General features: G+C 69.8%; 8 protein-coding genes. 7 read left to right on the top strand and 1 reads right to left on the bottom strand.

The annotated features are described in order from the left end of the window. Positions 1–248 precede the first annotated feature (248 nt). From VBO01S_RS11360 to VBO01S_RS11330, 7 genes are all read left to right on the top strand, one after another. Entirely contained in the window at positions 249–11,939 is an 11,691-nt protein-coding gene (locus VBO01S_RS11360) for a filamentous hemagglutinin family protein (protein ID WP_169805045.1), read from the top strand. After that, positions 11,926–12,606: an RNA polymerase sigma factor gene (locus tag VBO01S_RS11355; RefSeq protein WP_062474049.1), complete on the top strand. Its 681-nt coding sequence runs from the start codon at positions 11,926–11,928 to the stop codon at positions 12,604–12,606. The genes VBO01S_RS11360 and VBO01S_RS11355 overlap by 14 nt, the downstream gene beginning before the upstream one ends. Positions 12,607–12,882: 276 nt before the next feature. After that, positions 12,883–14,106 (top strand): CaiB/BaiF CoA transferase family protein, encoded by a 1,224-nt coding sequence (locus VBO01S_RS11350; RefSeq protein ID WP_062474047.1) that lies wholly within the window; start codon positions 12,883–12,885, stop codon positions 14,104–14,106. Between the two features lie 82 nt (positions 14,107–14,188). Then, entirely contained in the window at positions 14,189–14,611 is a 423-nt protein-coding gene (locus tag VBO01S_RS11345; RefSeq protein ID WP_082818094.1) for a hotdog family protein, read from the top strand. A gap of 1 nt (position 14,612) precedes the next feature. Next, positions 14,613–15,416 (top strand): crotonase/enoyl-CoA hydratase family protein, encoded by an 804-nt coding sequence (locus VBO01S_RS11340; protein ID WP_062474043.1) that lies wholly within the window; start codon positions 14,613–14,615, stop codon positions 15,414–15,416. Positions 15,417–15,431: 15 nt separating this feature from the next. Further along, positions 15,432–16,412 carry a tripartite tricarboxylate transporter substrate binding protein gene (locus VBO01S_RS11335; RefSeq protein ID WP_062474094.1) on the top strand — a complete coding sequence of 327 codons (981 nt, stop codon included), beginning with the start codon at positions 15,432–15,434 and terminating at the stop codon, positions 16,410–16,412. A 60-nt stretch (positions 16,413–16,472) separates the two neighbouring features. Beyond that, positions 16,473–17,444, top strand: a complete 972-nt coding sequence (locus tag VBO01S_RS11330) for a Bug family tripartite tricarboxylate transporter substrate binding protein (RefSeq protein ID WP_062474042.1) — start codon at positions 16,473–16,475, stop codon at positions 17,442–17,444. On the opposite strand, the gene VBO01S_RS11325 is transcribed toward VBO01S_RS11330, so the two are convergent. Further along, entirely contained in the window at positions 17,432–18,355 is a 924-nt protein-coding gene (locus VBO01S_RS11325; protein WP_062474040.1) for a LysR family transcriptional regulator, read from the bottom strand. The genes VBO01S_RS11330 and VBO01S_RS11325 overlap by 13 nt on opposite strands. Between the last annotated feature and the right edge of the window lie 69 nt (positions 18,356–18,424).

Below are 18,424 nucleotides of genomic sequence, written 5' to 3'. Positions count from 1 at the left end.
GGCACGCGCGCGCCCACAACGAGGCCAAAAATATTCTTCTGGAATTCGACGTTTCCGTCCCGTCAAGGAACTGACGGCTCCTGTCGCCTTGGCTTTCGATCGCCATCGCAGGGGCTTCTTGAACGGGGCTGGCCTGCGCGACGCGCGCAGCCCCTTCGGCACAGGCTTTACTTCGGCGGGAACGAGAAATGACCATCAGTGGGTGCAACGAAAAGAATCGACCGGCGCGCGCGGCGCAGCAGGTTTTCATGATGGCGCCCCTCGCGCGGGCCATCGCGGTGGCGCTGGCCGCCGGTGGTGTCCTCGGCAGCGCGCACGCCCAGCGGGCGTTCAGCCCGGCGTGGTTCGCCGACAAGGGCGCGGCGCAGGCGGGCGCGATCGCCACGGGCAAGCTGCCGAACGGCGCGCCGGCGTCCAGCCTGATCCACCCGACGCAGCCGTCGTCGGCGGCGAGCCAGCAGCTGCAGACGTCCATCACCAACCTGAACCTGGCCGCGCGCGCGATCGCCGCGCAGCAGGCACAGCAGACACAGAAGCGGGCCGAGGCGCTGGCCAGCGGCGAATCCGCGCCGGACGGTCTTACCGAAGGCGGCCTGAAGGTCGACACGAATTCGCTGACCGCCGGCTGGCTCAACGCCAGGGACCCCGTGCAGGCCGCAGCCAACGGCAGGACCACGGTCACCATCGAGCAGACCGCCGACAAGGCCATCCTGAACTGGGAGACCTTCAACGTCGGCAAGAACACGACGGTGAAGTTCGACCAGCGTGCAGGCACCCACGCCAAGACCGGCGCCAACGAGTGGATCGCGCTCAACCGCATCAACGACCCCAGTGGCCGACCCAGCCAGATCGCCGGCCGCATCGAGGCCGAGGGCAGCGTCTACCTCATCAATCGCAACGGCATCCTGTTCACCGGCAGCAGCCAGGTCAACGTGCGCAACCTCGTCGCCTCCAGCCTGAAGCTCAGCGACGAGCAGTTCAAGGCCGGTCTCAACACGCGCCTGGGCGCGAAATCGGGTGACCCCGGTTACTGGAGCGGCCTCGAAGTGGCCGTCGGCATTCCCACCTTCGGCGAGAACTCCAAGCAGATGCCGGCCGATTCGAACGTGCAGTTCGCCGACATGGGCCCGGCCTTCGATCCGGGCAAGCCGCCGGGCGACGTCAAGGTGGCGGCCGGTGCGCAGATCACGGGGCAGGGCGGCCACGTGCTGATGTTCGCGCCCAAGGTCAGCAACGCGGGCAGCATCCGCACGCCGAGCGGCCAGACGCTGCTGGGCGCCGGCGAAAACGTGTGGCTGGAAGCCAAGGAGATCAGCCCCACCGTGCGCGGCTTCGATGCCGTCACCTCGTCGGTGCGGCCCTGGCTCTTTCCGGCCAAGTTCCTGATCAATCCGCAGACAGCACCCGCCTTCCAGCCCTATCTCATCGGGCGCATCGTGTCCGACATCCTGCCGCTGATGGAGCAGCGCGCGGCCCAGGTCGGCTACAGCGTGCACAACACCGGCATCATCCAGGCCGATCACGGCGACATCACCATGGTGTCGCGCGAGATCCACCAGGGCGGCATCCTGCAAGCCAGCACCGCGCTGAACAACCGCACGGGCTCCATCCGCCTGCGCGCCTGGGGCCAGGGCGTGCACAACATCGACATCAACCTGGCGGCCGACGTCCCGCGCCTGACGGCCTGGTCGGGCGGCACGCTGACCCTGGGGCCGGACAGCATCACCCAGGTCGTCAACGACTGGCAGGACACCACGCGGATCGAGAGCGGATCGCTGGCCAACCGCTACCAGCCCGGGCGCATCGAGCTCTACGGCAAGACCATCGACGTGCAGACCCGTGCGCAGGTCACCGCCGCCGCGGGCCACATCGACATCCAGGCCCAGGCCAACCCTGCGGCCCTGCAGCGCAACACCCAGGTGGGCGACGGCAGCCGCATCCTCATCGGTGAACACGCCACCGTCAGCACCGCGGGACTGATGCAGATGCCGGTGGACATGGCCAGCAACTTCGTCGAGGCCGAACTGCGCATCAACGAACTGCGCGACTCCCACCTGCAGGCGAACACCTGGCTGTACGGCCGGAAGGTCATCGTGGATCGCCGCAGGTCGGGTGCCTTCAAGGGGCTGATGGCGGGCGTCGAATGGGTCACCGACGAGTCCGGCAAGGCGCTCAAGGGCGTCTGGGTCGGCACCCCGCTGGCGGACGTGACGGGCTGGGTGGGCAACGGCCTGGTCGGCTTGTCGGAGCTGGCGGCGCGAGGCGGCGACATCACCATCCAGTCCAACGGTTCGGTGATCACGCGGCCGGGCTCCATCCTGGATGTGTCCGGCGGCTCGGTGCGCTACAGCGACGGCTGGAACACGGAAACCCGGCTGCGCGGTGCGGACGGGCGCACCTACACCATGTCGTCCGCGCCGGCGGACATGACCTACACGGGCATCGCGGGCCAGTACCTGCAGGCGCATGCGCGCTGGGGCGTCACGCAGACCTATGTCAATCCGATGCTGTCGGGGCGGCGCTGGGAGCCGGGCTACGAAGAAGGCCGCAATGCCGGTTCGATCGACATCCGTGCCGGCAGCGCCTTCATCCTGGAGGGTGAGTTCAGGGGCTCGGTGCAGCCCGGCGACCGGGTGCAGGAAGTGGCCGAGCTGCCTCGGGCCGGCCGCCTCACGGTGGGTTCCAACCGGGCGCAAGAGGGCATGTGGACCCTGGGCCAGGTCGTCATCAGCGACAAGCCCGCGTTGCTGCCGGCGGGTTTCAGCATCGACAGCCCGCTGGGCAAGGACGCTTTCCTGACCGAGCCGGAAGGGCAATCCCCCGGCGCGGGCGCGGGCGTGGGCCGCACCACCTGGCTGTCCGCCGCGGGGCTGAGCCATTCAGGCCTGGGCGCCATCGAGCTGAACCTCAACACCGGCTTCGTGCTGGAAGACAGCGCGGTGGTGACTCTGCAGCCGGGGGCGCGCTTCACGGCCGCGGTCTACGACGGCCAGGGCATCCCCGGCAATTTCGACATCCAGGGCAAGCTCATCGCTCCGGGCGGCTCCATTGCGCTGAGCGCCGGCGGCAAGGCGGACAGCGTGCTGCGCCTGGGTGCGAACAGCCTGCTGAGCGTCGCGGGCCAGTGGGTCAACGACACCGGCCAAGGCGTCACGCTGGGCCGCGCCATCCACGGCGGCTCGATCGCACTGGGGACCCCGATGAAAGAGGGCCTGGGCACGGTGTACGGCAATGTGGAGGTGGCCGCCGGCGCGGCGCTGGACGTGTCCGGCGGCGGCTGGCTGTCCGGTGTCACGGCCGGCGGCAAGGCCGGCAAGGTGAAGGCGGGCAACGGCGGGGCCATCAGCCTCACGGCCTTCGACAACACGGCGCTCGAGACGCTGGACCTGCGCGGCTGGGCGGGGGGCGATGCGTCCCGGCTCACCCTCACGGCGATCGGCGACGTGCAGGTGGGCGGCGCCGCGCCCGTGGCCGACGCCACGGGCGGGAAGGCATCGGGCGCAGCCAAGCCGTTGCACCTGCCGCAGACCCTGTACACCGAGCGCGGCTTCGGCACGATCGGCATCCGTTCGCTCGGCGGGGACGTCGTGGTCGCGGAAGGCGCACAGGTGCACATCCAGCCCACGAGCTGGGACATGCTCGCGGCGGTATCGACGCTGCGCACGCTGCCCAGCGGCAGCGCCTTGGGCGATGTGCTGGCCCCCAAGGCACTGGACGAGTTGAGCGGACAGCGCCGCGCCGCGCGCGCGCCCGGTGGCCTGTCGCTGGCGACCGGCGCGACCGGTGGCGGCATCCGCATCGACGCGAACGCCAGCATCCAGACAGAACCCGGCGGCGCGATCTCGCTGGACGCGGACGGGTCCGGGCAGGCTTCCGTGCGGGTGGCGGGCCGCCTCCAGGCGCCGGCCGGCAAGCTGAACATCCGCGCCAAGAACACCTTGACGCTGGCCGATGGGGCCGAGTTGCTGCTGCCCGGCGTGGCGCAGATCTTCCACGACCCGGCCATGCGCCTGCCCCAGGGCAAGGTGCTGCCGGGCGGCACGGTCACGCTGAGCGCCGGCACGCTGGATGCGCAGGCCGGTGCGCTGATCGACGTGTCGGGCGCGCGCGGCACGGTGGCGTATTGGGACCGCGGCACGGGGGCGCTCGGCGCCCTGCGGCGCGTGGACCAGGAACTGGGCAGCGACGGCGGCGCGGTCGTGATGGAGGCCGCGGCCGGCGGCGCCATGAATGCCAGGCTGCGCGCCCACGGCGGCAATGCCCAGGCGGCGGGCGGGTCCTTGTCCATCACGGACACCAGCGCGGCCGGGCGTGCGTCCGGGGACCTGGTGGCGCCGGACATCGGCTCCTTCCTCTACTACAAGAGCCCCACCGGTACGTACACGTTCAACGGAGAAAAGTACGCACGGATCATCGGCACCAGCGGCAACCTCGACGTGCGTGACGAGTACGCCGGCGACGTCAAGATGAGCAGCGCCATGCGCACCGCGATCAACACCATGCTGCCGACGTCGGTGTCCAGCAGCAAGGGGCTCGTCCTCGACGCGGGCGCGGCGCTGGCCGCGGGACCGGGCGCCGACAGGGCGCCGTGGGAGCACGACGCGAGCATCGACAAGCGGGTGGTCGAACTGCTCAACAAGTATTTCTGGAGCGGCACCGGGACGGCACTGAGCCACAAGATCAATATCGGCAACATCGCCACCTCGGACGGCACCCTGCACGTGTCGGCGAAGGCGCTGCAGGACACGGGCTTCTCGGCGGTCGACCTGCGTTCCACGCAAGTGGGCGTGCAACTGGCCGGCGGCGTCGACCTGAGCGTCGCCGGTCGCCTGGGCATCACCGCCCCGGTCATCCAGAGCGACGGGCTGGGCGGCGTGGTGCGCTTGCACGCCCACCATCTGCAACTGAACCCACTGACAGGTGCGGCGGGCGCGGTCGGTGCGGTCGGCGCCCCGGCCCGCAATGCGGGCGAACTGATCCTGTCGGCCACCCAGGCCATCGACATCGCAGGCCGGGGTGCGAAGGGCGAGTCGGCGTTGCCCGTCGACGTCAAGCTGCGCGGCTTCGAACGCACGGTGCTGGACACCGGCGATCTGCGCTTCGTGGCGGGGGCCTACAGCGAAGGCGGCACCGACTACGACGACCCGCAGCTGCGGGCCACGCTGGACGTGGGGGGCGCGCTGGAGATCAAGGCCGCGCAGGTCTACCCGGCCACGGCCGTGACGGCGCGCATCAACTCGGACCACTCCATCACCGTGCGCGGCAACGGGAGCGCCGCGGCGCCTCTGTCGGCCGGCGGCAGCCTGACGCTGAACGCGCCCGTCATCGAGCAGGACGGCGTGCTGCGCGCGCCCTTCGGGCAGATCGCGCTGAATGCCGGCGAGCGCCTGACGCTGGGCACGAACAGCCTGACCTCGGTGTCCGGCGCGGGCCTGGACGTGCTCTACGGCAGCCTGCGCAACGCCGAATACTGGCTGGATCCGGCCAACCCGCAGGGTCGCAACCGTGCCAATGCCGGCGATGCCAATTCCCTGGACGAAAACCGCTACCTGTCGTCCCTGCCGGAAAAGCGCGTGCTCCTGCAAGCGCCGGATGTGGCCATGGCCGCGGGCGCGGTGGTGGACATCGCGGGCGGCGGCGACCTGCATGCGTGGGAGCACGTGCCCGGCTCGGGCGGCTCGCACGACGTGCTGACGTTGCCCGGCATGTACGCCGTGCTGCCGGGCTACCAGGGCCTGTCGCCCGTGGCGGGCGGCGCAGCGGGCCAGAAGGTCTGGCTGGCCGGCGGCGGCCTGGGCGCCGGCTGGTACACGCTTCTGCCGGCACGCTATGCACTGCTGCCCGGCGCCTTTGCAGTGCAGAGCACGGGCCAAGCCTTGCCGGCGTGGGCCGCGTCCCGTGGCGAGGTGGTCAGCCTGCGTGACGGCTCGACGATCGTGGCCGGGCGGGAACAGAACACGGTCAGCGGCGCGCGCGATGCCACGGCCTCGGGCTGGCGCGTGCTGCCCGCCAGCCTGGTGCGCAAGGTCAGCGAATACAACGAAGCGCGGGGCAACGCCTTCTTCTCGTCGGATGCGTTCAAGCTGACGCAATACCGCCTCACAGGGCAGGACGTCGTGACCCCGCGCCTGGCGCGCGATGGCGGCGCCGTGGTGTTCAAGGCCGACCGCGCGCTGACGCTGGACGGCGAGCTGCGCGCGCAACCCGATGCGGGCGGGCGCGGCAGCCTGGTGGACATTGCCGCCGCGAAGATCGCCATCGTCGGCGCGGGGCAGGACAGCAGCGACCTGCGCGCCGATGGCTACCTGGTCGTGGACGCCGGTAGCCTGACGCGCTTCGGCGCGGGCAGCCTGCTGGTGGGCGGCACGCGCACGGGCAACGTGCGCGGCCTGCAGGTGGACGTGGCCGCCAGCGATGTGGTGCTGCGCAACACGGCAGGCACCGCGTTGAGCGGCCCGGAGGTGATCCTGGCCGCGGCGAATGCGGTGTCGATCGAGTCGGGCAGCGTGCTGCGCGCGCACGGCGCCGCGTCGGGCGACGAGGCGAACCTGGTGCTCAAGCCGCAGGTGGCGGCCGTGTGGAGCGACAACAACACGCCGAACGACACCAGCGACGACCACATCGTCACGCCCTCCAAAGACTGGGGTGCGCTGGTGCGCGTGAGCAGCGGCCAGGCCGTGCGGGCGCTGCGCGAGAACGTGGACACCACGGTCGGCGGCCAGGTGCGCATCGGCGCCGGTGCGCTGCTGCAGGGCGGCGAGGCGTTGCTGCTCGACGCCACCAACAACACCGAGATGGCCGCCGGCGCGCAGCTGTCGGGCAAGGCCTTGTCGGTGGCCGCGAGTCGCATCGGCATCGGCGGCGGCAGCGGCGGCCTGGTGCTGGACGCCGACGCCCTGGCGCAGCTGTCGCGCGCGCAGTCATTGACGCTGCACAGCTACGGCAGCCTGGACTTCTATCGCTCGCTGGACATGCGCGGCCTGGCGCAGGTGGTGTTCGACGCCGCAGCCCTGCGGGGTCATGGCGCCGATGCCGTGCAGGTGCAGGCCTCGCACCTGACGCTGCAGAACACGGGCGCGTCGCTCGGCAGCGCGGGCACAGGCAGTGGTCGCCTGGAACTGTCGGCCGGCGAGCTGGTGCTGGGCGCGGGCGACAAGACGATGTCCGGCTTCGACCAGGTGCTGCTGTCGGCCAGCCGGCGCATCGCCGGCGAAGGCACCGGGAGCCTGGACGCCGGTGCGGCGGCGCTGACGCTGCGCACGCCGGTGCTGCAAGGGGTGTCCGGCGCCGACCAGGCCCTGCGAGCGCAGGGCCAACTGGTGTTGCAGCAGGACGCGCAGTTGGATGCGCAAGAGATGGCGTCACTGGGCCGCGCCAGCCTGGGCGCGCGCCTCAACCTGTCGGGCCAGGGCGTGACCGTGGCGCTGCCGGTGCTCGCGCTGGGCGGCAGCATTGCGGTCGATGCCGGCACGGGCAACCTGACGCTGGCAGAGCAGGGCCGCCTGCACGCGGGGGGGCTGGAAAAAGTCTTCTTCGACGCGGCCCAGTACGTGGACGCGGGCCAGATCAGCCTGGCGACCCGAGGCGGCCTGATCGACCTGGCTCCGGGCAGCCTGCTGGACCTGTCCGCCCATCCACACGGTGGCGACGCCGGCCGCCTGACGGTGGACGCATCGGCCGGCGGACGGGTCCACTTCGGTGGCACTGTGCAAGCGCAGGCGGGTGCCGGCGGCAACGGTGGCAACTTTGCGCTGGCCATCGATCGGCTGGACGATTTCGGCGCGCTGGCGCGAACGCTCAACGATGCGGGTTTCAGCCGCTCGCGGCAGTTCCGCGTCCGTCAGGGCGACCTGACGATCGCGGGCACCACGCGGGTGGCCGACTTCGAAGTCATCACCGACCGCGGCGTGATCTCTGTCGACGGCACGGCGCGCGTCGAGGCCAACACAGCGTACGGCGGCAGCATCCGCCTGGTCGGCGGGGCAGGGCTGACGATGCAGTCGGGCGCGGTGCTGGCGGCCCATGCCACCGACGCCATCGATGGCCTGGGCAGCAGCCGCATCGACCTGGAAGCGGTCGACGGCCAACTGAACCTGGCCGGCGGCACGCTGGACCTGAGCGGCGGCGAAGGCGGCAAGCTGCGGCTGCGGGCGCAGCGCACTGCAGGCAACGACGGCCTGAACGTCACGGCGCTGAACGCCGCCGTGCAGGGCGCGCGCTCCGCGGTGCTCGAAGGCGTGCGCCGCCATGCCAGCACGGATGGCACGGTGGAATCCGTGGCCCCGCAGGCGATCGCCGAGGCCAATGCCTTTGCAGGCCACACCGGCATCCTGGCGAGGCTGGGTGGCAACGCCGCCGCCTACACCTTGGCGGCGGGCATCGAGATCACCAGCCCGGGCGACCTGACGCTGGGCCGCGACTGGAACCTGTTCGACAGCTTCGGTGCGGCGCACCGCGAAGGCACGCTCACGCTGCGCGCCGGCGGCAACCTGAACATCGACGGCCATCTGAGCGACGGCTTCGACGTGGCAGGCCGCGACAACGGCGCGGGCCGGGCGGCGCGGCTGCAGCAGGCCGCGTCGTGGAACCTGCGCCTGGTGGCGGGCGCGGACCTGGGGTCGGTCGATGCACTGGCCACGCGGCCATCGGGCGCGCTTGCAGCCGACACCGGCACGATCCGCGTGGGCACGGCCGGCACCGAGTCGGGCGCCGGTAAGCTGGTGCGCACCGGCAGCGGCGACCTGACGGTACGCGCCGGGCGCGACCTCGTGCTGGCGCACAAGGAGTCCGCGCTGTACACCGCAGGCCGGGCCGAGGCCGATCCCGCCTTGGGCGGCGGCTTCGACACCGCCAGCGTCGATGCCCAGTACGGCACCGCAGGTGGCCACGTGGATGTCGCGGTCCAGGGCAGCGTGCGTGCGCCCACCGCGCAGGGCGCGCGTTCGGACCAGATCCTGACCGAATGGCTGTTCCGCCAGGGCCGCTATGGCGGAGATCTCAGCAGTCCCACCGGCTACTACGACGCGTACAACATGGGCGAGAGCTGGGCGCCGGTCATGTCCGCCCGGGGCCAGCAACCGAGCTGGTGGGTGAACCACGCCAGCTTCCAGCAGGGCCTGGGCGCGCTGGGCGGCGGCAACGTGAAGCTGTCGGCGGGCGGCGACCTGGTGAACCTGGTGGTGGCCTTGCCCAGCACCATGCGCGTGACGGGCGGGCGTTCCGCTGGCGATGCCGCGGCCTCCACGGTGACCCGCAACGGCGGGCAGCTGCAGGTGGCGGCGGGCGGCACCCTGAAGGCCGGCCAGTACTACGTGGGCCGCGGCGCCGGCGAGATCGAAGCCGGCGCAAGCGCCTCCGGCTATGCCCTGACCGGCATCTCGAGCAGCTGGCCCAACACCGCCTATTCCTACGACATCGCGCCCGTGCTGGCGCTGTCGGACGCCACGCTCAAGCTGCAGACGCTGGGCGACCTGGTCCTGCAGACCGTGATCGACCCGATGCAGATACGCCGTGCCTACGTCGACCAGGCCGACCGGGACACCAGCGGCGCGTCCAGCCATGCGATGTTCATGAGCAGTCAGACAGAGCGCAGCGCCGTCAGCCTGGTGTCCACCGGCGGCAACGTGCGCCTGGTCAACCAGTCGGAATTCGTGGCAGGAAACGACAGGGAGAACACCACCAGGCTGGTGAGCGGCATGACGGACACCAAGCTCCAGACGGACATGGTGGGCCTGTACCCGGCCAAGGTCAGCGTGTCGGCCCTGAGCGGCAACATCGACGTCGCGGGCCTGCTGGCGATGGCGCCGGCGAACAGCAGCGACCTGTCTTTGCTGGCCGCGAAAGACCTGCGCTTCCTGCGCGGCAGCAGCCTGCAGAACACGGGTGCCATCGTCATGACCCAGACCACGCTGGACAAGTGGCCGTCGATATTCCGGCCGTGGATGGGTTTCACGATCACGCTGGGCGGGGCATCGGCGTTCGGCGCGCCGCTGAAGTCGGTCTATGGCGGCTTCTCGGTGACGAACACGTTCCTGACCAACAGCCTCAATGGCATGGAGCTGTTCGACAACCCCGATGTGCTGCCGATGCAGGTGCATGACTTCACGCCCAGCCGCTTGTACGCGGCGACCGGCTCCATCAGCGACCTGAATCTGATCGCGTCGGAATCGGTGCACGTGCAGGCCGGCACCGACATCCGCAACTTCGAGCTCAGCGCGCGCAACCTGCGCCCCACCGACACCACCATGCTGGCGGCGGGCAACGACATCCTGGCTGTCGCCAACAGGCTCCTGTCGCACCGATATGCGCGATACAGCGGCGACGCGGCGGCCTACTACTACGACAGGGGCAGCCGCACCGCGCTGCAAGGGCCGGGATCCCTGCTGCTGCTGGCCGGGCGCGACATCCAGGGCAACAACCTGTCGCTGTACACCAATGCCAATCGCTATTGGGACTACGTGTCGGCAACGCCGCTCGGCGAAGAATCGAACGTCATCAAGGCCCTGCCCGCCGAGGGCGCCGGCATCACCCTGATGGCCGGCATGAACAAGGCCGCCAGCTACGACGCCTTCGAGCGGGCCTACCTGAACCCGGCCAACGTGGCCGCCATGCCGGACTATCTGAAGACCACCCTGGCCGACGGCACCGTGGCGCCGCTGTACCTGAGCGACGGGGTGGAAAACCGCGGCGACCTGGCCAAGTTGGCGCGCCGGGGCCTGGTGTCCTTCGTGGAAGGCATGCTCGGTGCCGACAAGGTCGCCAGCCTCACCGGCACTGCGGACGGCAAGCTGAGCCCGCAGCAGGCGTGGGAGCAATACCGGCAACTGCCGCCGCTGGTGCGCGAGCAGTTCCTGCGCCAGGTCTTTGTCTACGAACTGCGCGAAGGAGGGCGCGACCAGAACGGGGGCGACGGGCAGAACGGTCCGATCAACGGCGGCTACCGTCGCGGCTCCGCGGCCATCGACACGCTGTTCCGCGGTGCGACGGCCGAAGGCCAGCCCGTGCGCTACGCCGCGGATTTGCCGGACAACTGGCGCAGCAGCTGGTCCGGCGTGGGCAGCATCGCCGCGACCCGGATGGCGGCGCGCACCCACCAGGGAGGCGACATCAACGTCTTCACCCCCGGCGGCGGCCTGCAGGTGGCGGGGCTGGGCGCCGTGGTGCCGGACGGATACGGCCTGGTGACGCTGGCCTCGCCGGGGCAGGTCAATGTGTTCACCGACCGGGACATCATCGTGAACCGCTCGCGCATCCTGTCCTTCGTCTCGCAGGCCGAGCCGCTGGGCAGCGACCAGGTGTTGTGGTCCAGCCAGGGCGACATCGACGCCGGCCGCGGCGCCAAGACCGTGCGCATTCCGCAGGCGCCGGAAGTCACGTCGGACGCCGACGGCAACATCACCGTGGAGGAAAAGCGCGACATGAGCGGCGCCGGCATCGGCACCGTGGGCGAAGGCGACGTGGACCTGGTCGCGCCCCGGGGCACCATCGATGCGGGCGATGCCGGCATCCGGGTCGCGAGCAACCTCAACATTGCCGCACTGCAGGTGCGCAACGCCGACAACATCCAGGTCAAGGGCGAAACGACCGGGCTGCCGGTGGTGGCCGCGGTGAACATCGGGGCACTGACCACCGCCAGCGCGGCGGCGTCGGCGGCGGCCATGGCGGCGCAGGAGTCCATGCGCCAGGAGCGGGCCGCGGCACGGCAGAACCTGCCCTCTGTGTTCACGGTGCGGGTGCTGGGCTTCGGCAACGAAAGCCTGCCGCCGGGCGGTGCGGGTGCATCGTCGCCGCCACGTCCCGGTGCGCAAGCGGGCGCTTCGCCTCGGTACGACCCTGCCAATCCCGTGCAGGTCTTTGGACACGGCAACCAGTTCGACGCGTCGGTGATGTCGTTGCTGACAGAAACTGAGAAGACCAGGTTGCGTCATGCCGGCAAGTAAGACGATGTCCGCGGCTGAGTTCGATCCCGGTCCTTGTTTTCAAGGGCCATTCGCGGGTCACGGCGAGCCCACCGGCGTCGTGCTGCGGGCGTTCCTGACGGCGAACTACACGTACCTGCATCGCCGCTTGGCCCGCGACCTCGGCTGCTCCGACCAGGCCAGCGAGTGCCTGCACGAGGCCTGGCTGCGTCTGGGCGACATGACGGCATCGGAGCCTGTGCGCAGTCCCGGGGCCTATGTCTATCGAACGGCGCGCAACCTGGCGATGGATCGCCTGCGCAGCGATCGGTCCTGGCAGTACGTGGGCGAATGGGATACGGCCCTCGATCTCCTGGCCGATCACGCGCCCGGCCCCGATGCCATCGCCGAGGCGCGTTCGGCCGTGGAGGCCGTCGAGCAGGCGATGCAGCGGCTTTCGCATCGGCATCGTTCGGTGCTCGTGGCACTGCAGATCGAGGAGATGACCCGCCAGGACGTGGCCGACCGGCATTGCATTTCCCTGCGCCGGGTGGACACGGCACTTCGCCAGGCCTTGGACTACTGCGCGCATGCGTCCGGTCACGCCGTGAGGGCGGAGGGCGCTTCGCCGCGGCGCGGTCTTTCGCGGCGATGGCAGGAGAAAGTCGTCGCGCCGATGCGCGCCGGCGCGCCACGCGCGGAGAAATGAAATCCCGCCTGCGGGCGGCGCCGGACCGGTAGCAACTTGCTGCTGCCGATCTCGCCGGCGTTCGGGTGGGAGCGGTTGCGGGACGCACGATCTGTCCGATCGAGCGCCCGATACCCAACGCGTATCGCCCGACATGAAGACGGTATTTCACGGCCAACACCGGTTCCCCTAGCATCGTTCCAACGACACGGGAGACCGAATGGACACAAGGACAGAAGCGGCGGGTCGCTTCCTTTCGCGCACCGCGCTACCGGCTTCGGAAAGCCAGGGGGCCCCATGAGCGGACCCCTCGACGGTGTGCGCATCATCGACATGACCGCGGTGCTGATGGGCCCCTATGCCACCCAGATCCTCGGCGACCTGGGCGCCGATGTCATCAAGATCGAGTCGCCCGGCGGCGACACGGTGCGCGGCATCGGGCCCGGCCGGAACCCCGGCATGGGCGGCATCTTCCTGCACGCCAATCGCAGCAAGCGCAGCGTGGTGCTGGATCTCAAGCAGCCCGACGGTCGCGAGGCGCTGCTGCGGCTCGCCGCCGATGCCGACGTGCTCATCTACAACGTCCGGCCGCAGGCCATGGCGCGCCTGGGGCTGGACTACGCCGCCATTGCTGCCGTCAATCCGCGCATCCTGTATGTCGGCGTGTACGGCTATGGGCAAGACGGGCCCTATGCGGCCAAGCCGGCCTATGACGACCTGATCCAGGGCGCGGCCGCGATTCCCACCTTGGGCGTGCGCGCGGGCGCCGACGTGCCGCGCTACGTGCCCAGTGCCATGGTCGACCGCATCGTGGGCATGAGCGCGGCCAACGCCGTGTCGGCGGGCCTCTTCCACCGCGAACGCACGGGCAGGGGGCAATCGATCGACGTGCCCATGTTCGAGACCATGGCGCAGTTCGTTCTCGGCGACCACATGGGCGGCTGCACCTTCGAGCCGCCGATCGGGCCTGCCGGCTACGCGCGGCTGCTCAACGAGCATCGCCGTCCCTATGCCACGCTGGACGGTCATCTGTGCGTGCTGATCTACAACGACAAGCAGTGGAAGACCTTCTTCGGCCTGATCGGCAAGTCGCAGGAGATGGAGGCCGATCCGCGCTTCAGCACCATCGGCCGGCGCACCGAGAACATCGGCGAGCTGTACCAGCTGGTGGGTCAGGTGATGAAGACCCGCACATCGGCCGACTGGACCGCACGGCTCGAAGCCGCGGACATCCCGGTCATGCCGATGCACACCCTCGAGTCGCTGATGGACGACCCGCATCTCAAGGCCGTGGGGTTCTTCGAAACCGTGGAACACCCCAGCGAAGGACGCCTGCGTGCCATGGCGATCGCGACGCGATGGTCCGATTCGCCCCCCGCGGTGGTGCGCCAGGCGCCCAGGCTTGGAGAGCACAGCGCCGAGGTGCTGGCCGAGGCCGGCTACAGCGCGGCGCAGATCGAGGCACTGGCCGCGCAGGGCGCCACCTTGTTGCCCACCGAACTGATTTCCGAAGCGAGTTGAACCGCCACCGCATGGACCCGAACGGAGCGCACCCTTGATCCAGCTGAACACCGGCTTCCATTTCGACGAGCTGCCATCGGGCATGCGCTTTCGTTCCCGTGCCCGCACCGTGACCGAGGCGGACCTCGTGAGCTTCATCAACCTGAGCTGGCTGAACGAGGAACTGTTCACCGACACCAGCGACCGGGCGCACATGGCGATCGCGGGCCGGGTGGTGCCGGGTGCGCTGGTCTATGCCTTCGCCGAGGGCCTGATCACGCCGTCCATGCAGGGCACGGGCCTGGCGTTCCTGAATGCGGAACTCGACATCGCCGCGCCGACCTTCGTGGGCGACACGATCCATGTCGAATGCGAAGTGATCGAGCGACGCCCCACCGCCAAGCCGGGACGCGGCCTCGTGCGCACCCGCAATTCGGTTCTCAACCAGGATGGCAAGACCGTTCTCACCTACACGCCGCTGCGCATGATGCGCATGAAGCCGGCAGACGAAAAGAAGGCACACTGACATGGAAGACTTCCTCAAGATCGAGCGCGACGGCGGCGTCGCAGTGGTGACGATGAACCGTCCGCAGACCCGCAATGCACTGTCCGACGCGGATGCCGTCGAGTCGCTGATCGCGCTGTGCGACACCGTCAACCGCGACCTGTCCGTGCGCGCCGTGGTGCTGACCGGTGCCGGCACGGCGTTCTCGTCGGGCGGCAACCTAAAGACCTTGCGCGACACCATCGGCAGCGGGCTCGGCGAGCCGGTGCACAGCCGTTACGCCTATCGCGACGGCATCCAGCGCCTGCCGCTGGCGCTGTGCAACCTCGAGGTGCCGACCATCGCGGCCGTCAACGGGCCGGCCTACGGCGCGGGCAGCGACCTGGCCTGCATGTGCGACATCCGCATTGCCTCGCGCACGGCCGTGTTCGCCGAGAGCTTCGTCAAGCTCGGCCTGATTCCGGGCGACGGTGGCGCGTGGCTGCTGCCGCGCGCGGTCGGCATGTCGCGCGCCTGCGAAATGGCCTTCACTGGCGATCCCATCGATGCCGCGCAGGCCCTGCAATGGGGGCTGGTCTCCGATGTGGTCGAGCCCGATGCGCTGATGCCCACGGCGTTGCGGCTCGCGCAGCGCATCGCCAGCAATCCGTCGCACGCCCTGCGCATGACCAAGCGGCTGCTGCGCGAAGCACAGCACGCGCGGCTCGACACGGTGCTGGAGATGTCGGCAGGCTTCCAGGCACTGGCGCACCACACCGCCGCGCACGAGTCCGCGCTCGATGCCTTTCTCGATGCGGCGAAGGCCCGTGCCGCGGCGCGCACCTGACAGCGGGGAATGACCATGTCCTTTCAACGGCGCCACATCCTTGCCGCTGCGGGTGCGCTCGCAGCGATGCCCCTGGCCCGCGCGGCCGATGAACCCAAAGCCTGGCCGCAGAAGCCGATCCGGCTGGTGCTGCCTTACGCTGCGGGCGGGCCCACCGACGTCGTGGCACGCGCCATCGGGTTCAGGCTCTCGCAACTGCTGGGGCAACCGGTGGTCGTCGACAACCGCACCGGCGCCAGCGGCAACATCGCGACCGAGTTCGTGGCCCGCTCGGCACCGGACGGCTACACGGTGCTGTACCACTCGTCGGGCCTGGCCATCAGCCCGGCGCTGCACAAGAACCTGCCCTACGACACGCTGCGCGACCTTGCGCCCGTGGCGCTGCCCGCGTTGATCCCGACCGTGCTCATGGCAAGCCCGAGCTTGCCCGTCGCCAACATCGAGGAATTCGTGCAGTACATGAAGGCGCGGCCCGGCAAGCTCGCCTACGGCTCGGGCGGGCAGGGCAACGTCACACACCTGGGCGTTGCGCTGTTCCTGCAGGCCCTGAAGCTCGATGCGATGCATGTGCCCTACAAGGGCACCGCACCCGCCATGGCAGACCTCATGAGCGGACAGACCCAGTTCCTGCTCGACGCCGTGAACTCGTCGCTGCCCTTCATCCGCGATGGCCGCGTGCGCGCGTTGGCCGTGGCCGGCAAGGCGCGCATCGGCGTGCTGCCCGGCGTGCCGGCGCTGGGCGAGTCGCTGATCCCGGGTTTTGACGCACCCACCTGGCACGGCCTGCTGGTGCCCAAGGGCACGCCGCCGGCCATCGTCAAGGCGCTCAACGAAGCCGTCAGCAAGGTGGTGGCCGACCCGAGCCTGCGCGGCCAGTTCGAGCCGCAGGGCGTGCTGCTCCAATCTTCCACGCCCGAGCAGTTCGGCACCTATCTGCGCGCGGAGCTCAAGCGCTGGGCTGGCGCGGTGCAGGCCGCGGGCATCGAGGCCGAATAAGAAGACAGGCATCGGACCCGCAATGACCGGGCCGGACGACAACTACAAGGAACCAGAGACATGAAGACCCCTTTCCTCACGCGCTGGCTGTTGGCGCTTTCAATGGGTTGCGCCGCCACGCTGGCGGCCGCGGCCGGCTACCCGGACAAGCCCGTCAAGATCATCGTGTCGCTGCCGCCCGGCAGTGGCGCCGACACCACCGCCCGCTTCCTGGCCCGGCACCTGAGCGAAAAGCTCGGTCAGCCTTTTCTCGTGGACAACCGGCCCGGCGCCGACAGCTTCATTGCCGCGCGCGCCGTGGCCACCGCACCGGCCGACGGCTACACGATGTTCGTCGCCAGCAACTCGCCGATGGTGACCAACGTGGCCGTGTTCCGGCAGTTGCCTTACGACGCGGTGAAAGACTTCCAGCCGCTGGCGCGCATCGCCCGTTTTCCGATGGTGCTGGTCGTGCCCGCCAGCTCGCCCTTCAAGACCCTGCAGGACCTGGTGGCGGCCGCGCGCCAGGCGCCGGGCAAGCTCAACTTCGGCAGCGGCACCGCCACCTACCGCGTCGCGCTCGAACTGCTGCACGAGCGCAACCAGATCAAGGCCACGGCCGTGCCCTACAAGGGCACCTCGGCGGCCATGACCGACCTGGCCGGCGGCAACATCGACTACACGATGGCGGAGGTCAGCGCGGTGATGCCGCTGCTGCGCGGCGGCAAGGTGCGTGCGCTGGCCGTCGCCGCCAACGAACGCATCAAGGAACTGCCGCAGGTGCCGACCGTGAGCGAGAGCGGCACGCCTGGCTACGAGTCGTATGCCTGGACCGGCGTGTTCTTTCCCGCGGGCGTACCCGAGCCCGTGCTCACCCGGGCGTCGCAGGCCATCAAGGAGCTGATGGACAGCGACGAGGCCAGGACCTTCATCACCCTGCAGGGCGGGGCGGTGTTCTACGGCGCGCCGCAGGCCTTCGGCGAGTTTCAGCGGGCCGAGATCGAGAAGGCCCGGCGCATCGTGAAGACCGCCAACATCGGCTACGAAGACTGAGCCGGTGGCTGCGTTGCAGAAGGCTGGACAGCAGCATGCGCCACCGCGATGAAATTGCGTGCGGCCGGCGTCAAGGCGTCGGGCAGCGTGGCCATCGCGATGCCCACGGTGTATTTGGACGGCATGTCGGTCAGCGGGATCAGGCGAACGCCGTTGCTGGCGTAGCGCTGCACCACCGCCGGCACCAGCGCCATGCCGAGGCCGCTTTCCACCAGGCCGAGGATCGTCTGGACCTGCACCGCCTCCTGCGTGATGCGCGGCTGCACGCCGGCATCCTGGAACACCTGCATGGTCAGCACATGCATGGTGGGCACCAGCGTGCGCGAGTACGCGATGAAGGGCTCGCCCTCCAGCTCGGCGATGGCGATCTCGCTGCGCTGCGCGAAGGCCGAATCGGCGCTCACGGCCAGCACCAGGTGGTCCAGTTGCAGCACCGTGAGTTCCGCTGCGGTCGGCGTCAATACCGGATAGCGCACCAGTGCGAGGTCGAGCGAGTGGTCCTCGATGCGCCGCAGCAGATCGGTGGTGGTCGACTCCTCGATCTCCAGATCCACGCGCGGGTACTGGCGGTGAAAGCTGCGCACGATCTGAGGCATCAGCGAATAGGTGGCCGAGCCGACGAAGCCGATGCGCAGCAGGCCCTCTTCGCCCGCCACGCCGTCGCGAGCCGCGCGGCGGACCTCGTCGACGAAGAACAGCGCGCGCTTGGCGTTCTGCAGCACGGCTTCGCCGGCGGCCGTGAGCCGCAGACCGGTGGAGAGCCGGTCGAACAGGAGCACGCCGAGTTCTTCCTCGAGCTTCTTGATCGAGGTGGACAGCGGCGGCTGCGCCATGTGCAGCCGCTCTGCGGCGCGGTGAAAGTTGAGCGTCTCCGACAGGACGACGACCTGCCGCAGTTGGCGAAGCTCCATGGGGGCGAATGTCTCGGTGATTGCGGCAGTAACGGGTGGCCCGCTGCGGCTGCCAAACGGTGCAGGAGC

The organism is Variovorax boronicumulans NBRC 103145 (genome assembly GCF_001591345.1).
Taxonomy (GTDB): Bacteria; Pseudomonadota; Gammaproteobacteria; order Burkholderiales; family Burkholderiaceae_C; genus Variovorax; species Variovorax boronicumulans.
The sequence above is the reverse complement of the archived record's forward strand: the minus strand, read 5'-3'. Positions and strand labels throughout refer to the sequence as shown.

Bases quoted from the DNA above. Each gene is read 5' to 3' on its own strand.
- VBO01S_RS11360 (WP_169805045.1), top strand. From the start codon at position 249: ATGATGGCGCCCCTCGCGCGGGCCATCGCGGTGGCGCTGGCCGCCGGT.
- VBO01S_RS11355 (WP_062474049.1), top strand. From the start codon at position 11,926: ATGCCGGCAAGTAAGACGATGTCCGCGGCTGAGTTCGATCCCGGTCCT.
- VBO01S_RS11350 (WP_062474047.1), top strand. From the start codon at position 12,883: ATGAGCGGACCCCTCGACGGTGTGCGCATCATCGACATGACCGCGGTG.
- VBO01S_RS11345 (WP_082818094.1), top strand. From the start codon at position 14,189: ATGCGCTTTCGTTCCCGTGCCCGCACCGTGACCGAGGCGGACCTCGTG.
- VBO01S_RS11340 (WP_062474043.1), top strand. From the start codon at position 14,613: ATGGAAGACTTCCTCAAGATCGAGCGCGACGGCGGCGTCGCAGTGGTG.
- VBO01S_RS11335 (WP_062474094.1), top strand. From the start codon at position 15,432: ATGTCCTTTCAACGGCGCCACATCCTTGCCGCTGCGGGTGCGCTCGCA.
- VBO01S_RS11330 (WP_062474042.1), top strand. From the start codon at position 16,473: ATGAAGACCCCTTTCCTCACGCGCTGGCTGTTGGCGCTTTCAATGGGT.
- VBO01S_RS11325 (WP_062474040.1), bottom strand. From the start codon at position 18,355: ATGGAGCTTCGCCAACTGCGGCAGGTCGTCGTCCTGTCGGAGACGCTC.